Raw genomic sequence first — 15151 nt, 5'->3', positions numbered from 1 at the left:
TTTATTATCTATGCTATTATTTTGCTATATTTTATTTTAGGAATTTGAACAATGAGTAATAAACATTATGACATTTTAGTTGTAGGTGGTGGAATTTCGGGTGCTGCGACATTCTATGAATTTGCGAAATATACAAATATTAAAAGCATATGTATGCTTGAAAAATATGAAAGTTTGGCAACTTTAAACTCAAAAGGTACAAGTAACTCACAAACAATCCATGTTGGTGATATAGAAACAAACTATACTTTAGACAAAGCAAAAATCACAAAAAGAACTGCAAAAATGATTGAGAAGTTCTGTCTTCAATATAACTTACAAGACAAAGTTATGTTTAAACACCAAAAAATGGCTTTAGGTGTTGGAGAAAAAGAAGTCGAATTTATTAAAAATAGATATAACGAATTTAAAGAAGTTTTCCCTTATTTAGAATTATGGGATAAAGAAAAGTTAAAAGAACTAGAGCCTTTATTAGTTTATGCGGACAAAGAAAAAAAAGTTGAAAGACCAGAACCTATTTTAGCAATGGGTGCTAGTAACGAATATACTACAGTTGAATATGGTCTTATGACTGAAGAATTAGCAAAAGCAGGACAAAAAGCAGATCCAGAAAAAATCACAGATATTTATTATAATTCTGAAGTTGAATTTATTGAAAAAATTGGTGATAAATTTAAAGTTAGCACAATAGGTGGTTCAGTTTATACAGCTGACTTCGTTGTAGTTAATGCAGGTGCACATTCATTATTTTTAGCTCACAAAATGGGATATGGACAAGATATGGGTTCTTTATCAATGGCTGGAAGCTTTTATATTACAAATGATAAATTCTTAAATGGAAAAGTTTACATGGTACAAAATCCAAAACTTCCATTTGCAGCACTTCATGGAGATCCTGATATTTTATGTGATGGTAAAACTAGATTTGGACCAACTGCACTTGCACTACTAGTTCTAGAAAGATATAAAGGTCTAAAATCTTTATTCCAATGTATAAAAACTTTAAACTTCGATAGCAATATTTTAAAAATCATGTGGGACTTAATTAAAGATAGTGAAATTAGAAACTATGTATTTAAAAACTTTTTATTTGAAGTACCAGGAATCAATAAAGGTCTTTTTGTAAAAGATGCAAGAAAAATTGTTCCTTCATTAACTCCAGATGATTTAGAATATGCAAAAGGTTTTGGAGGGGTTAGACCACAAGTTTTAAATAAAACAGAGAAAAAACTTATGTTAGGTGAAGCATCAATAAATCCAGGTAACGGAATCATCTTTAATATGACTCCAAGTCCAGGTGCAACTTCATGTTTAGGAAATGCAGAAAGAGACATTAGATATATTGTTGATTACTTAGGGCTAGAATTTGACGAAAAACAATTTTTAGCAGATTTAACTGAATAATATTAATAATAAAGTTATTTAAAAGGGTATGGGTCTTCTCATACCCTTTTTTTATATACAAAAAAGGAAGAACATGTTTAATGAACTATTTAATGAGCAAGAGATGATTGCTATGCAAAACTTATTGCTTAAACATAGTAAGAGTATTACTTGTGCTGAATCTTGCACAGGAGGGTTGGTTGCTTCACTAATAACAAAGATATCTGGCTCTTCAAATATTTTTAATGGAAGTATAGTTTCATATTCAAATAAAATAAAAAATCAAGAGCTAAATGTATCAAATGAGACCTTAGATAAATTTGGAGCAGTTTCTAAAGAAACAGTTAAGGAAATGTTAAGTGGTGTAATAAAAAAATTTGATGCAAATTATGCAATAGCAATTTCTGGAGTTGCAGGACCTAGCGGTGGTACAAAAAATAAACCTGTAGGTCATGTAGTTATCGGTATAATGGATGATACTGGTTATCAAGAAATAGATATATTTCAATTTTTTGGCAATAGAGAAGAGGTGCAAATTCAGGCTGCAAAAAGTTCATTATTTAAAATTTCAAAACTTTTGCAAAAAACCCTTGACAAATAAAAAATTTTTTCTTATAATTCCACTCCATTTTAATTAAGACGACCCGTTAGCTCAGTTGGTAGAGCATCTCACTTTTAATGAGGGGGCCAATGGTTCGAATCCATTACGGGTCACCATTAATTAAAATGTTTAATTTTCATGTTTATTTTTTTAATATACATTATTTCGATTGGCCCCTTCATCTAGCGGTTAGGATCTTGGATTTTCATTCCAATCACAGGAGTTCGAGTCTCCTAGGGGTCACCAATCGGTCGATTAGCTCAGTTGGTAGAGCGCTACCCTTACAAGGTAGATGTCATAAGTTCGAGTCTTATATCGACCACCATTTTTAAGTGTTATAAATTAGTGCGGCTGTAGTTTAGTTGGTTAGAACGCCTGCCTGTCACGCAGGAGGTCGAGGGTTCGAGTCCCTTCAGCCGCGCCACTATTTATGACCCGTTAGCTCAGTTGGTAGAGCATCTCACTTTTAATGAGGGGGCCAATGGTTCGAATCCATTACGGGTCACCACTTTTAAAAGTAAACATTTCAAATATTTCGATTGGCCCCTTCATCTAGCGGTTAGGATCTTGGATTTTCATTCCAATCACAGGAGTTCGAGTCTCCTAGGGGTCACCAATCGGTCGATTAGCTCAGTTGGTAGAGCGCTACCCTTACAAGGTAGATGTCATAAGTTCGAGTCTTATATCGACCACCATTTTTATAATAATAGTGCGGCTGTAGTTTAGTTGGTTAGAACGCCTGCCTGTCACGCAGGAGGTCGAGGGTTCGAGTCCCTTCAGCCGCGCCACTATTTAAAATTCTACATAATGATTTTATCATCTAAAATTTGCTATTCTCTTTTATCTAAAATAGGACAAAATATGATTAAAGCAAAATCCCTTTATCACTTAATTCTTTATAGTATTATTTTTATAGTTATTCTAATATCTTTTTTTACTTTTATTATAATAGAAAATGCATTTGATGACTTTCAAGAAAAAATAGAAATAATAAAAACTGACTATGCAAATAAACAAAAATATAAAATCAAAAATGAAATAGAAAATGTAATTAATTTTATAGATTTTTATGACAAAAAATATAGAAATATAAAATCCCAAAAAGAGATTCAAAAAGATATTTTAGAAGCAATTGAAAATATGAGAGATAAAAATAAAGAAGAGCACTATTTATTCATATACGATTATTCTGGAAAAGCAATATATAATCCTGCATCAAAAGAGTTAGTGGGGAAAAATCTTCTTAATTACACAGATAAAACTGGTAAGAAATTAGTTAAAGAATTAATCAATGTTTCAAAAGATAATGCAGGTGGATATGTTGAGTATCTGTGGATTAATCATAAAGAGAAAAGAGAAGTAAGAAAAATCTCATTTGCTCTATCTTATGAACCTTGGAAGTGGACAGTTGGAACGGGTGTGTATTTAAATGAATTGGATAAAATAGTTGCACAAAAACAACTTGAATACGATGAAAAGATTTCAAATTATACTCTTCAAATTTTGTCTTTAACTATTATGCTAGTTCTATATTCTATTTTTATATATAAAAATGCAACTATACTTATAGTAAATGATGTAAAAGCTATAGGGAAATATTTTAAAGACTCACAAAACAATGACAATCCTATAAACCAAAATAAAATAATCTTTGGTGAGTTTAAAGTTATTGCTAATTATGCATATGATGCAATGCATAGTATGAAAGGCAAAAATAACATGTTGAGTGATTTAAATACACATTTGGAAACAACTGTTACAAAACAAACAAAACAGTTAACTCAATTAGTTGAGAAACAAAAAAAATTCATAAAAAACTCTGTACATGAGATAAATACTCCTTTGTCAATTATTCAAACAAACCTAGATCTTTATAAGATGAGTAACCCTACTAACAAATATATAAGAAATATAGAAAGTGGAGCAAAAACTATTCAATATATTTTTGATGATTTATCTTTTATGATTAAAAAAGATAGAGTAAACTATGAAAGAGAGATTTTAAATTTTTCTGAATATTTAAAAGATAGATTAGACTTTTTTGATGATATATGTACATCAAATTCACTATTTTTTGTTACAAATATTCAAGATCCTATTTTTATAAGCTTTAATAAAACTTTATTACAAAGAATTTTGGATAATAATCTTTCTAATGCAATAAAATACTCTTTTAAAGACTCACCTATTTATATAAAATTATTAAAAGATGACTTAGGAATAATTTTTGAAGTTAAAACAATTTCTAAAAAAATAGAAAATACAGAAAAAATATTTAATGATTTCTATAGGGAAAATGATGCTAGAGGGGGCTTTGGATTGGGTCTTAGAATCGTAAAAGAAATTTGTGATAAGAATAAGGTTATAATTAACTTAGATTCAACAAATGAGAATACAAAATTTACATATAGGTTTACAACAAATGAAAATACTACTTCTTGAAGATGAAATGATGTTAAATAATGCCATAAGTGAATATTTATCTAATATTGGACATAGAATAACAAGTTTTACTGATGGTCAAGATGTCTTAGATAATGTGGATACATCTTATGATTTATTAATATTAGATGTAAATGTTCCAACAGTAAATGGTTTTGATATTTTAGATACTTTAAATAAAAAAAATACATTTGTACCTACAATATTTATTACTGCACTAATAGATATAGAAGACATAACAAAAGCTTACAATCTTGGGTGTAGAGAATACATAAAAAAACCTTTCCATTTAGAAGAGCTTGGTATTAAGATAAATCAAATACTAAAAAAAGATAAACAAACTACTTCACATATGAAATTTTCTGAAAATTATTCATATTCAAAAACTGACAAAATCTTATATTTTAATAATGAAGCTCAGAACTTGACTAAAAAACAATTAGAGATAATCCATATTCTTGCTCTTAATATAAATATGATTGTTGACTTTGAGAGATTTAGAGTTGATGTTTGGGATGCAGAAGACATAGACAATCCTACAATTAGAGCAGAAATTTCAAGACTAAAAAAAACACTAAAAGAAGATTTTATTAAGAATATTAGAGGACTTGGATATAAAGTAGAAAGATATTATTCAGCTTAAAGTACCTTTTTTTAGTACTTTATGCTTTTTCTTACATATAATTTACATAAATTTCAAAATTCATTCAAAAAATTATTCAATTGCTATCCTTTTGCTATTTACCCTTATTACAATTACATTGTTAATTATTAAAAGAGAAACTTTTTCTTTTAATAAATTCAAAAAAGGAGAACCTATGAGTCCAGAAAAAGCTCAGGCTTATTGGAAAGAGAATATTTCAACAATCTTTAAACTACTTATAGTTTGGTTTGTTGTTTCTTACGGATGTGGTATTATATTCATTAATGAATTAAATGCTATAGAAATCAGTGGTGTTAAACTTGGATTTTGGTTTGCACAACAAGGTGCAATATATGTGTTTGTTGTTCTTATTTTCGTTTATGTTAAATTAATGAGTGGCATTGACGAAAAATATGGCGTTCACGAATAGGAGAAGTAGAGTATGGAATTACAATCATTAATTTATCTATTCGTAGGTATCTCATTCGCAATTTATATTGGTATTGCTCTTTGGGCAAAAGCTGGTTCTACAAAGGATTTCTATGTAGCTGGTGGGGGGGTTCACCCAGTTGCAAATGGTATGGCAACAGCAGCAGATTGGATGTCAGCGGCATCTTTTATTTCGCTTGCAGGTATCATATCGTTCAAAGGTTCTGATGGAAGTGCTTACTTAATGGGTTGGACAGGGGGATATGTTCTACTTGCTATGTTACTTGCTCCATATTTAAGAAAATTTGGTAAATTTACTGTTCCTGACTTCGTTGGTGACAGATATTATTCAGATACAGCAAGATTAGTTGCTGTTATTGGTGTTATTTTCGTTTCGTTCACATATGTTGCTGGACAAATGAGAGGTGTTGGTATCGTTTTCTCAAGATTCTTACAAGTTGATGTTAATACTGGGGTGCTTATAGGTATGGGTATTGTATTCTTCTATTCTGTTCTTGGGGGTATGAAAGGTATCACATATACACAAGTTGCTCAATATGTTGTTATGATTTTTGCATATATGATTCCTGCAATTTTCTTATCACTACAAGTTACTGATACATTTTTACCGCAATTAGGTATTTTTAATACTACTACATTTGCATTTGATGATGGTGTTAGAGTTATTCCAGAAGGTACATATTTATTGCATGCATTAGATACGGCCGTTACTGATTTAGGCTTTAAAGCTTATACTCAACCAGGTAACTTATGGAATACATTTATGTTAACAACTGCATTAATGCTTGGTACTGCTGGTTTACCACATGTTATCGTTAGATTCTTTACAGTTCCTACTGTTAAAGATGCTAGAGTATCTGCTGGTTGGGCATTAGTATTTATTGCAATTATGTATACAACGATTTCTTCAGTTGCTGCATTCTCAAGAGTTAACTTAATTAAAAATGTTCAAAATGTTGAATATAAAGCATTTGTTAATGGTGAAATTGAAGGTAATAATGGTAAATGGTTTAAAACATGGGAACACGGTGGATTATTAGCATGGACTGATAGAAATGGTGATGGTAAAATTCAATATGCTCCTGATGCTGCATTTAAAGGTAAACCACAATTCGATGGTACTAAAACTGGAGAGCATGGTGAAAGAGTAACTACAAATGCTGTACCTGCTGCAAACAGTGGGAAAATAGAAAATGAGTTGTATGTTGATAGAGATATCATGGTTCTTGCAAATCCTGAAATTGCAAACTTACCTAATTGGGTAATTGCATTCATCGCTGCTGGGGGTCTTGCTGCTGCATTATCAACTGCTGCTGGTTTATTACTTGTAATTGCTTCTGCAATTTCTCATGACTTAATGGGACAAGTTATTTTCAAAGATAAAGAAACTGGTAAATCTACATTAAACGAAAAAACTGAGTTAATGTGGGCTAGAATTTCAGCTGTAGTTGCAATTTGTATTGCAGGTTACTTAGGGATTCACCCTCCAGGATTTGTTGCACAAGTTGTTGCTTTTGCATTTGGACTTGCTGCTGCTGCATTCTTCCCTACAATTATCCTTGGGGTATTTGATAAAAGAATGAATAAAGAAGGTGCGATTGCTGGTATTTTAACTGGTTTAATTTTCACATTCGGATATATTATTTACTTTGTATTCATGGGCGGAGACAAAGCAGATTATCTATTTGGAATTGCTCCAACTGGTATTGGAACAATAGGAACAATCTTACACTTAATTGTTGCATTAGTTGTGTCTAGAATGACTCCTCCACCACCACAAGATATTCAAGATCTTGTTGAAAGAATTAGAATTCCTTCAGGTGCAGGTGACGCTGTAGATCACTAGGCTTAGAATTAGTCACTAAAAAGTATACCTTCGGGTATACTTTTTTTTTGCTTTTTTATTTCTACTTTTTAATTTAACGAGTAAGAATAAAAGAGTACAATATTTTTAAAAAGGTTTTAAATGAGTTTAAGAGACCAAGAATCTTTCCTATCAAATATACATCCTTTTGAAGTTTTAAATGAAGAAGAAATGAATCTTTGTATTAGAAATATGGATATAGCTTATTATCCAAAAGATACAACGATATTGAGTCCTGAAAAAAACTCAACTCACTTTTTTATTATCATAAAAGGTACAGTTCATGAAATTACAAGTGAAGAACAATTGGTCATGGATTTTCACCAAGAAGATTCATTTGATGCAAATGCCTTAATTTATGGTGAATGTAAAAATAACTTTATTGTAAAAGAAGATTTAATTTGTTATGAACTAGAAAAAAAGACTTTTTTGGCTCTTCTTGAAAAAAATGCTAAGTTTAAAGAGTTTTTCTTAAATAATTTAGTAAATAAATTACAAAATTTAAAAGAGAAAAAATATACTTCAGAACTATCATCTTTTATGATTGCAAGAGTAGATGATACAGTTACCCATGAACCTTGTATTGTTCAAAGTGGAACAAAACTTATTGATGCCATTGAAAGTTCTATAAAATTTAACACTTCAACTATAATTGTTCAAAAAGAAGGAAAATATGGAATAATAACAGACTCCTTATTAAAAATGAAAGTTCTCTTAGAGGGTCGAAACTTAACAATTCCAGTAGATGATATTGCAATCTTTCCTCTTCTAACGGTAAATAAAGATGACTATTTATTTGATGCTTTTTCTTTATTAATAAAGAAAAATATCAAAAGGGTTGGAGTTGTAGATAATGCTGGAAATATGATAGGAATTCTTGAGCAAATTGATGTTTTATCACATTTTGCAAATCACACTTATGTTGTAGATTCAAAAATAAAAAAAGCTTCAAATATAAAAGATTTAAAACAAGCAAGTATTGAGTTAATCAATACAATTACTATTTTAAATGCAAAAGGTGTAAAAGTAAATCATATATCAAATTTAATTGGTCAATTAAATACAAAGGTTTATAAAAAACTATATGGCTTGATTATGCCAAAAGAGTTACTAAATAATGCCTGTTTAGTTGTTATGGGGAGTGAAGGAAGAAATGAACAAATCATAAAAACTGACCAAGATAATGCTTTGATTATAAAAGATGGAGTCGATGTTGAACAATATAGACCATACATGGAAGAGATAACAAGAACATTAATAGACTTTGGTTATCCACCTTGTGAGGGCAATATAATGGTCTCTAATCCTTTTTGGTGTAAAAGTTTTCAAGCATATACAGATGAAACAAAAAAATGGATTGAAGCTCCGGATATGCAAAACTATATGGATTTAGCAATATTCTTTGACTCATTTGCCGTTGCAGGTGATAAAGAACTATTAATTAAATTAAAAGATGATTTATTTAATAAACTACATGACCAAGATGTTTTTATGGCATACTTTGCAAAAGCCACATTAGCCTTTGATACACCAAATATTATTGCAAATTTTATGACAAAGACACACTATATTGATATAAAGAAAACAGGTATTTTTCCTATTGTTCAGGGAGTAAGAAGCCTTGCATTAAAAGAAAGAATTAGAGAAACAACAACAGTAAAAAGAATCAAAATTTTAGAGAGAAAAAAAGTTTTAGAAACAAGTATGGCAAATGAATTATTAGAAGCATTTGATGTACTTTGTACTTTGAGATTAAAAGCACAACTTTTAAAACTTCAAGAAAATAAAAAAATAAATAATGAAATAGATACCCATGCCCTTGGAAAAATAGAAAGGGATTTATTAAAAGATAGTTTTAAAATTGTAATTGATTTTAAAAAGTTTATTACTTATACTTTTAGAATAGATAAGATTTCATGATGTTTAAAAATTTTTTTAGAAATTTACAAAAGAAAAAACTTATAAAAAAAGAGTTTGAATATCTTTTTGATGAAGAACCAAAAAATGAATATGTCTGTTTAGACTGTGAAACTACAGGATTAAACCCCAAAAAAGATGAAATATTATCTATTGGGGCAGTGATAATTAAAGAAAACAAAGTATTGATGAGAAAAACATTTAATATTTATGTTAAACCATCAGATAAAATATCTATTAAATCAATTCTAATTCATAGAATTAGACCCATAGATTTAGAAAATGCAATTGACCCAGAAGAAGCAATATATGAACTCCTAGAATTCATAGGTTCTAGGGTTATAGTAGGATATTATATTAAATTTGATATTGCAATTATTTCAAGATATACTAAAAAATATATTGGAATAAAACTTCCAAACTCATCAATTGAAGTATCTTCTATGTATTATAGAACTAAAAAAAGAAGAAGTGATTATGAGTTTGTAGATTTAAAGTTTGACACAATAATGAAAGAACTAGATATACCATTATTAGGAAAACATGATGCATTAAATGATGCAATAATGACTTCTATGATTTTTTTAAAACTAAAAGGTTTACCCGCTGCCCAATCAACATTTTATACTTAACAAACAAATTTAAATACTAACTTAATTTGTATTTCCAAAAAATACTACTATAATCTTTACCTTAAATTATAATGAAGGGATTTATATATGTTAGTACTTGTATTAAATGCGGGGAGTTCTTCTTTAAAATATCAACTAGTAGATACTAAAACAGGGGAAGCAATAGCTAGTGGATTAGTTGAAAGAATTGGGATTGATGGGATACTTAAACATGAAGTTGGTGTAAATAAAAAACTAACTTTTGAAATAGAGATGCCAACACATAAGGAAGCAATAGAACTTGTTTTAAAAACTTTAACTATTTATGAAACTAAAGTTATTGATTCTGTTGATGAAATTGATGCTATTGGTCACAGAGTTGTTCATGGTGGGGAACACTTTAAATCATCAGTAATAATTACAGAAAAAGTAATCAAACAAATTGAAGAGCTAATACCTTTAGCACCTTTACATAATCCAGCAAATATTTTAGGTATGAGAATTTGTCAAGAACTAATACCTGGGAAGCCAAATGTAGCAGTATTTGATACAGCCTTTCATCAAACAATGCCACCTGAAAACTATTTATATGCTGTTCCACATGAAGATTATACAAAATTCAAATTAAGAAAATATGGTTTCCATGGTACAAGTCACAGTTATGTTTCAAAAGAAGCAATAAAACTTTTAGGAAATAAAAAAGATACTAAAATTATTGTTTGTCATTTAGGAAATGGGTCTTCCCTTTGTGCAGTTAGAGATGGGAAGTCACTATGTACAACTATGGGATTAACTCCATTGGAAGGGCTAATTATGGGTACTAGATGTGGAGATATTGACGCTGGTGTTATTCCATATTTAATGGGCAAAAAAAATATGGATCCCCATCAAATAATTGATTATTTAAATAAAAAATCTGGTATTTTAGGATTATCTGGTATTAGCTCTGATTTAAGAGAAGTAATAAAAGCTGCTAATGATGGAGATAAAAGAGCAAAAACTACTATTAAAATGTTATGTAACAAAATTAAAAGATTTATTTGTTCATATGCTGGATTAATGGGTGGAGTTGATGCTATTTGTTTCACAGCTGGTATTGGTGAGAACTCAGATTTAATAAGAGAAAATGCCTGTTCTGATTTGGACTTTATGGGTATAGTACTAGACAAAGAAAAAAATAAAATTAGATCAAAAGAAAATAGAGAAATAAGTGCAGAAGACTCTAATACAAGAATATTTGTAATTCCTACAAATGAAGAACTTGTAATAGCACAAGACACATATAAGCTAGTAAAGGGTAACTAACCCTTTACTTCATAGTTCCTAGGAGTTTGTTTATAATACTTTTTATAAGCTCTAAAAAAAGAGCTAGACTCTTTATATCCTAATAAAATAGCGATACTCCCAAAATCCATTTTTGTATTTTTTATATAATGATTTGCCAATTGCATTTTAACACTTAACAGCGCATCTCTAAACTTTTTATTTTCAGCTTTTAAGTTGTATTGTAATGTTCTAGTACTAACATTTAGCCTCTTTGATATAAATTCAATACTTATATCATACTCTCCAATATTTTTTAGAACCTCTCTTTTTACTTTTGAGTACCAAGTACTTACTGTCATAGTTTCTAGTATTCTATTTGCTTGTGTTTCAAAATATTCTAACATCAAAGGATTTGAATTATTTATTTCAATATTTAAATTACTTTTTTTAAATAAAATCGCATTTTCATTTTTGTTTAAAACAATGTTTTTCCCAAATATTTCATTGTATTTTTCAATATCATTTAAACTATTTGTTGAGAAGAATGTTAAGTCAGGAGTAATTTTATGACCAATAAGTTGATTTAAAATTGCCATTATTGCACTTAAATGAACTTCAGCATGATATTTAGGTACTGGAATCACTGGGTTTTCATTTATATATATAGCCATTTTATAATACTCTTCATCTTTTGATAAATTAAACTTCATAAAACCACTAATAAGCTTTTGATAATTATCAAATTTTTCTATCACATCTTTTAAATTTTTAGCATTAAGCAATAAATAGCCTAATATACCTAAAGAGTGATAGGTAATAGAACTTCCTATTTTCAAAGATAAAGTATTATCCCCACTTTTTTTTATGCAATAATTAAAGATATCAGATAATTTTGAGCTTTCTATTTGAACATTTTCCTTTAATAAAATCTCTTTTGATAAAGCAACTTGTTCTAACATTTCATCAATGGTGATTAAACTATTTTTTTCTAAAGCTTTTATTACATAATGAAATGTAATAGAAGAAACCTGTGCCATGTAACTCCATTTCGTAAAATGTCAATAATTTTTCATTTAATATCATAACAAAATGTAAATTAAACTGTATAATTTTTAGACATACTGTAGGAGAAAAAATGTCTAATTTTGAAATAAGAGTAAATGAAAGTTATGAAAGCTTCAAAAATATTGATTGCTTTGAAAATGCTTGTGTAGTTATTGACAATATGTTAAGGGTTCTTAAAAATCCAGAGAATATGAATATTTATTGGAAAAAAATAGTGCCGATGATTCCACAGGCTTATTATGATAGAAATCCAAAATCTGATACAAAAGAAGAACTTTTGTATTTAGTTTGTTCTAATAGTTTTTATTTAGATGAACTTTTTGAAAAAGCAGAAGATGAACAAGCAATTAATGCATTAAATAAATGTGAACAAGAGTGTTGTTAATAATACACTCTTGAAACACATCTACTTACAAAATAAATTTTTCTACAACTAATTTTTTATTACTTTTCTTCCCATATTTTTATTTTAAATCAAAATATGTACAAATTATGTATCTTTTGGTAATACATTTCATAAAATAATTATGTACTTTTTAGATTATACATACTTGCTATATTAATGCTATCTTAGTAAAATATAATCTAAATACAAATTAAGCAGAAAGGGTTAATTCTATGGGTCTAATTGACAATATTAAATCAAAAGCCAAAGAGGAATTAAGAACTATCGTTCTTCCAGAATCTGAAGATGAAAGAGTTCTAAAAGCAACACAGCAAGTTTTAAAAGATAAAACTGCTAATGTTATTTTAATTGGAAATGAGGACAAAATCAAAGCAGATGCAAAAGAATGTGGAGCAGATATTGACGGAGCTTCAATAATAAATCCAAAATCTTTTAATGATTTAGATAAATATGTAGCTGAATTAGTTCAACTTAGAAAATCTAAGGGATTAACAGAAGAAGAAGCCAGAGAAATCATGACAACAGAACCTAGGTTCTTTGGTTGTATGATGGTAAGACTTGGAGATGCTGATGGTTTAGTTGCAGGTTCAAATTCTCCAACAGCAGATGTTCTAAGAGCTGCAATTCAAGTTATTAAAACAGCACCTGGAATAAACACTGTTTCTTCTACCTTTATAATGGAAACGGCTGATGGTAAATTTGGGGATAATGGTTTAATTTTATTTGCAGATTGTGCTGTAAATCCAGAGCCAAATGCTGAACAACTAGCAGATATTGCCAGTGCTACAGCAGCAACTGCTAAAAGTGTAGTTGGATTAGAACCAAGAGTTGCAATGTTGTCTTTTTCTACAAAAGGCAGTGCAAAGCACCCTTTAGTTGATAAAGTTCAATTTGCTTGTGATATTTTAGAAGAGAGAAATGTTGATTTTTCTTTTGATGGTGAAATGCAAGCTGATGCTGCAATTGTTGAAGCAGTGGGGGCTTCAAAAGCACCAGGTTCAAAAGTAGCTGGAAAGGCTAATGTTTTAGTATTCCCTGATTTACAATCTGGAAATATAGGATATAAATTAGTACAAAGATTTGCAGGGGCTGCAGCACATGGACCTATCGTTCAAGGTTTAAATAAACCAGTTAATGACCTATCAAGAGGTTGTTCAGTAGAAGATATTTCAAATTTAGTAGCTATTACAGCAACTCAAGTAGTAAAATAATTAACAATCAAACAAAGGAGTTTTATTTATGTTAGTATTCATCTTAAACGCAGGAAGTTCATCATTAAAATATCAATTAATGAATCCAATTATCAAAAAAGTTTTCGCATCAGGTATTTGTGAAAGAATAGGTATTGATGGGATTTTAACACATGAATATGGAGATGGTAAAGAATTAAAACTTGAAATTGCTATGCCAACTCATAAGGAAGCTATTGAAGCAGTTTTATCAACTTTAACTTCGGGGGAAGGAAAAGTAATTGATTCAATTAATGATATCGAAGCAATAGGACATAGAGCTGTACATGGGGGAGAAGAGTTCTCAGCTTCTATTTTAGTAAATGAAAGAGTAATTGAGACAATGAAAAAACTTATTCCTCTTGCTCCATTACACAATCCTGCAAATATTTTAGGTATGGAGATTTGTCAAGAACTTATGCCTGGTAAACCAAATGTTGCAGTATTTGATACAGCATTTCACCAAACTATGCCTGATTATGCGTATATGTATGCTTTACCATATGATCAATATACTAAACATGGTATTAGAAAATATGGTTTCCATGGAACTAGTCACTTCTTTGTATCAAATGAAGCTAGACAAATGTTAGATAGAAAACATAACACTAGAATCATCGTATGTCACTTAGGAAATGGTTCTTCTGTTTCTGCTGTTCATGATGGTAAGTGTATTGATACTTCTATGGGGCTTACTCCTGTTCAAGGTCTTATGATGGGTACTAGATCTGGAGATGTTGGAGCGGGAGCTTTACAATATATGATGCACCAAGAAAATATGACTATTGAAGAAGCATTAGATATTATGAATAAAAAATCAGGTATTTTAGGGATTTCTGGAAAATCATCAGATCTTAGAGAAGTACTTGATGGTATGCAAAATGGTGATGAAAGATGTAGATTAGCTGTTGATATGGTTGCTTATAATATTAAAAAATATGTTGGTTCTTATGTTGCTGCACTTGATGGTGTTGATGCTTTATGTTTTACAGGTGGTATTGGTGAAAATGCTGCACTTATTAGAGAAAAAGTTTGTGCAGGTCTTGATGCTATGGGATTAGTTTTAGATCCTGTTAAAAATAACAAAAGATCAAAAACAGCTAGAGATATAGCAACAAATGGTTCAGCTTCAAGAATCTTCGTAATTCCTACAAATGAAGAGTATGTAATTGCAAATGATACATTTAAAGTAGTTACAGAATCTAGATAATAATTTAAGGCTAACGCCTTAAATTATCTCTCAAATTATCTCACAAAATAAATTTCTGATATAA

At 29.5% G+C, this 15151-nt stretch carries 13 protein-coding genes and 8 tRNA genes; 20 read left to right on the top strand and 1 reads right to left on the bottom strand.

The features are described 5' to 3' along the window. Positions 1-51: 51 nt before the first annotated feature. From LXN10_RS10465 to LXN10_RS10385, 17 genes are all read left to right on the top strand, one after another. A complete protein-coding gene (locus tag LXN10_RS10465; RefSeq protein ID WP_375722963.1) occupies positions 52-1404 on the top strand; it encodes an FAD-dependent oxidoreductase in 1353 nt (450 codons plus the stop codon). 73 nt (positions 1405-1477) lie between these two features. Beyond that, positions 1478-1984: a CinA family protein gene (locus LXN10_RS10460; RefSeq protein WP_375722962.1), complete on the top strand. Its 507-nt coding sequence runs from the start codon at positions 1478-1480 to the stop codon at positions 1982-1984. A 40-nt stretch (positions 1985-2024) separates the two neighbouring features. Then, positions 2025-2100 (top strand) — tRNA-Lys (locus LXN10_RS10455). Positions 2101-2155: 55 nt separating this feature from the next. Then, positions 2156-2230 (top strand) — tRNA-Glu (locus LXN10_RS10450). Positions 2231-2233: 3 nt separating this feature from the next. Next, a tRNA-Val gene (locus LXN10_RS10445) sits at positions 2234-2309 on the top strand. Positions 2310-2331: 22 nt separating this feature from the next. Beyond that, positions 2332-2408: transfer RNA gene (locus LXN10_RS10440), tRNA-Asp, on the top strand. Between the two features lie 8 nt (positions 2409-2416). Next, positions 2417-2492: transfer RNA gene (locus LXN10_RS10435), tRNA-Lys, on the top strand. Between the two features lie 33 nt (positions 2493-2525). Continuing rightward, positions 2526-2600, top strand: a tRNA-Glu gene (locus LXN10_RS10430). A 3-nt stretch (positions 2601-2603) separates the two neighbouring features. Then, positions 2604-2679: transfer RNA gene (locus LXN10_RS10425), tRNA-Val, on the top strand. Between the two features lie 16 nt (positions 2680-2695). After that, positions 2696-2772: transfer RNA gene (locus LXN10_RS10420), tRNA-Asp, on the top strand. A gap of 73 nt (positions 2773-2845) precedes the next feature. Next, positions 2846-4426, top strand: a complete 1581-nt coding sequence (locus LXN10_RS10415) for a sensor histidine kinase (protein ID WP_375722961.1) — start codon at positions 2846-2848, stop codon at positions 4424-4426. Continuing rightward, positions 4407-5069, top strand: coding sequence for a response regulator transcription factor (locus LXN10_RS10410; protein WP_375722960.1), 663 nt, complete (start codon positions 4407-4409; stop codon positions 5067-5069). Before LXN10_RS10415 ends, LXN10_RS10410 begins: the two co-directional genes overlap by 20 nt. A 175-nt stretch (positions 5070-5244) precedes the next feature. Then, positions 5245-5499 (top strand): DUF4212 domain-containing protein, encoded by a 255-nt coding sequence (locus LXN10_RS10405; protein ID WP_013134571.1) that lies wholly within the window; start codon positions 5245-5247, stop codon positions 5497-5499. Between the two features lie 12 nt (positions 5500-5511). After that, positions 5512-7365, top strand: coding sequence for a sodium:solute symporter family protein (locus LXN10_RS10400; RefSeq protein WP_375722959.1), 1854 nt, complete (start codon positions 5512-5514; stop codon positions 7363-7365). 120 nt (positions 7366-7485) lie between these two features. Beyond that, positions 7486-9303, top strand: coding sequence for a putative nucleotidyltransferase substrate binding domain-containing protein (locus tag LXN10_RS10395; RefSeq protein WP_375722958.1), 1818 nt, complete (start codon positions 7486-7488; stop codon positions 9301-9303). Continuing rightward, the gene (locus LXN10_RS10390) at positions 9303-9932 is read left to right on the top strand and encodes a 3'-5' exonuclease (RefSeq protein ID WP_375722957.1); all 630 of its coding nucleotides are present in this window, start codon (positions 9303-9305) and stop codon (positions 9930-9932) included. Before LXN10_RS10395 ends, LXN10_RS10390 begins: the two co-directional genes overlap by 1 nt. 87 nt (positions 9933-10019) lie before the next feature. Next, positions 10020-11216, top strand: a complete 1197-nt coding sequence (locus LXN10_RS10385; RefSeq protein ID WP_375722956.1) for an acetate/propionate family kinase — start codon at positions 10020-10022, stop codon at positions 11214-11216. Here the strand turns inward: LXN10_RS10385 and LXN10_RS10380 are convergent. Continuing rightward, positions 11213-12214, bottom strand: a complete 1002-nt coding sequence (locus LXN10_RS10380; protein ID WP_375722955.1) for an AraC family transcriptional regulator — start codon at positions 12212-12214, stop codon at positions 11213-11215. The two genes, LXN10_RS10385 and LXN10_RS10380, sit on opposite strands and share 4 nt — an antisense overlap. Positions 12215-12312: 98 nt before the next feature. Between LXN10_RS10380 and cowN the strand changes: the two genes are divergently transcribed. The 3 genes from cowN (at position 12313) to LXN10_RS10365 (ending at position 15087) form a co-directional block, all read left to right on the top strand. After that, positions 12313-12627, top strand: a complete 315-nt coding sequence (gene cowN / locus LXN10_RS10375; RefSeq protein WP_375722954.1) for a N(2)-fixation sustaining protein CowN — start codon at positions 12313-12315, stop codon at positions 12625-12627. 233 nt (positions 12628-12860) lie between these two features. Beyond that, complete coding sequence (pta, locus tag LXN10_RS10370; protein ID WP_375722953.1) at positions 12861-13859, top strand: phosphate acetyltransferase; 999 nt, start codon at positions 12861-12863, stop codon at positions 13857-13859. Between the two features lie 28 nt (positions 13860-13887). Beyond that, positions 13888-15087 carry an acetate/propionate family kinase gene (locus LXN10_RS10365; RefSeq protein WP_375722952.1) on the top strand — a complete coding sequence of 400 codons (1200 nt, stop codon included), beginning with the start codon at positions 13888-13890 and terminating at the stop codon, positions 15085-15087. The last annotated feature ends 64 nt before the right edge of the window (positions 15088-15151 follow it).

Origin of the sequence: Arcobacter iocasae (assembly GCF_042214795.1) — a bacterium.
GTDB classification, from domain to species: Bacteria; Campylobacterota; Campylobacteria; order Campylobacterales; family Arcobacteraceae; genus Arcobacter; species Arcobacter iocasae.
This window is presented reverse-complemented; position numbering and strand designations above follow the sequence as displayed.

Bases quoted from the DNA above. Each gene is read 5' to 3' on its own strand.
- LXN10_RS10390 (WP_375722957.1), top strand. From the start codon at position 9,303: ATGTTTAAAAATTTTTTTAGAAATTTACAAAAGAAAAAACTTATAAAA.
- LXN10_RS10400 (WP_375722959.1), top strand. From the start codon at position 5,512: ATGGAATTACAATCATTAATTTATCTATTCGTAGGTATCTCATTCGCA.
- cowN (WP_375722954.1), top strand. From the start codon at position 12,313: ATGTCTAATTTTGAAATAAGAGTAAATGAAAGTTATGAAAGCTTCAAA.
- LXN10_RS10365 (WP_375722952.1), top strand. From the start codon at position 13,888: ATGTTAGTATTCATCTTAAACGCAGGAAGTTCATCATTAAAATATCAA.
- LXN10_RS10465 (WP_375722963.1), top strand. From the start codon at position 52: ATGAGTAATAAACATTATGACATTTTAGTTGTAGGTGGTGGAATTTCG.
- LXN10_RS10460 (WP_375722962.1), top strand. From the start codon at position 1,478: ATGTTTAATGAACTATTTAATGAGCAAGAGATGATTGCTATGCAAAAC.
- LXN10_RS10405 (WP_013134571.1), top strand. From the start codon at position 5,245: ATGAGTCCAGAAAAAGCTCAGGCTTATTGGAAAGAGAATATTTCAACA.
- LXN10_RS10415 (WP_375722961.1), top strand. From the start codon at position 2,846: ATGATTAAAGCAAAATCCCTTTATCACTTAATTCTTTATAGTATTATT.
- LXN10_RS10395 (WP_375722958.1), top strand. From the start codon at position 7,486: ATGAGTTTAAGAGACCAAGAATCTTTCCTATCAAATATACATCCTTTT.
- LXN10_RS10385 (WP_375722956.1), top strand. From the start codon at position 10,020: ATGTTAGTACTTGTATTAAATGCGGGGAGTTCTTCTTTAAAATATCAA.
- LXN10_RS10380 (WP_375722955.1), bottom strand. From the start codon at position 12,214: ATGGCACAGGTTTCTTCTATTACATTTCATTATGTAATAAAAGCTTTA.
- pta (WP_375722953.1), top strand. From the start codon at position 12,861: ATGGGTCTAATTGACAATATTAAATCAAAAGCCAAAGAGGAATTAAGA.
- LXN10_RS10410 (WP_375722960.1), top strand. From the start codon at position 4,407: ATGAAAATACTACTTCTTGAAGATGAAATGATGTTAAATAATGCCATA.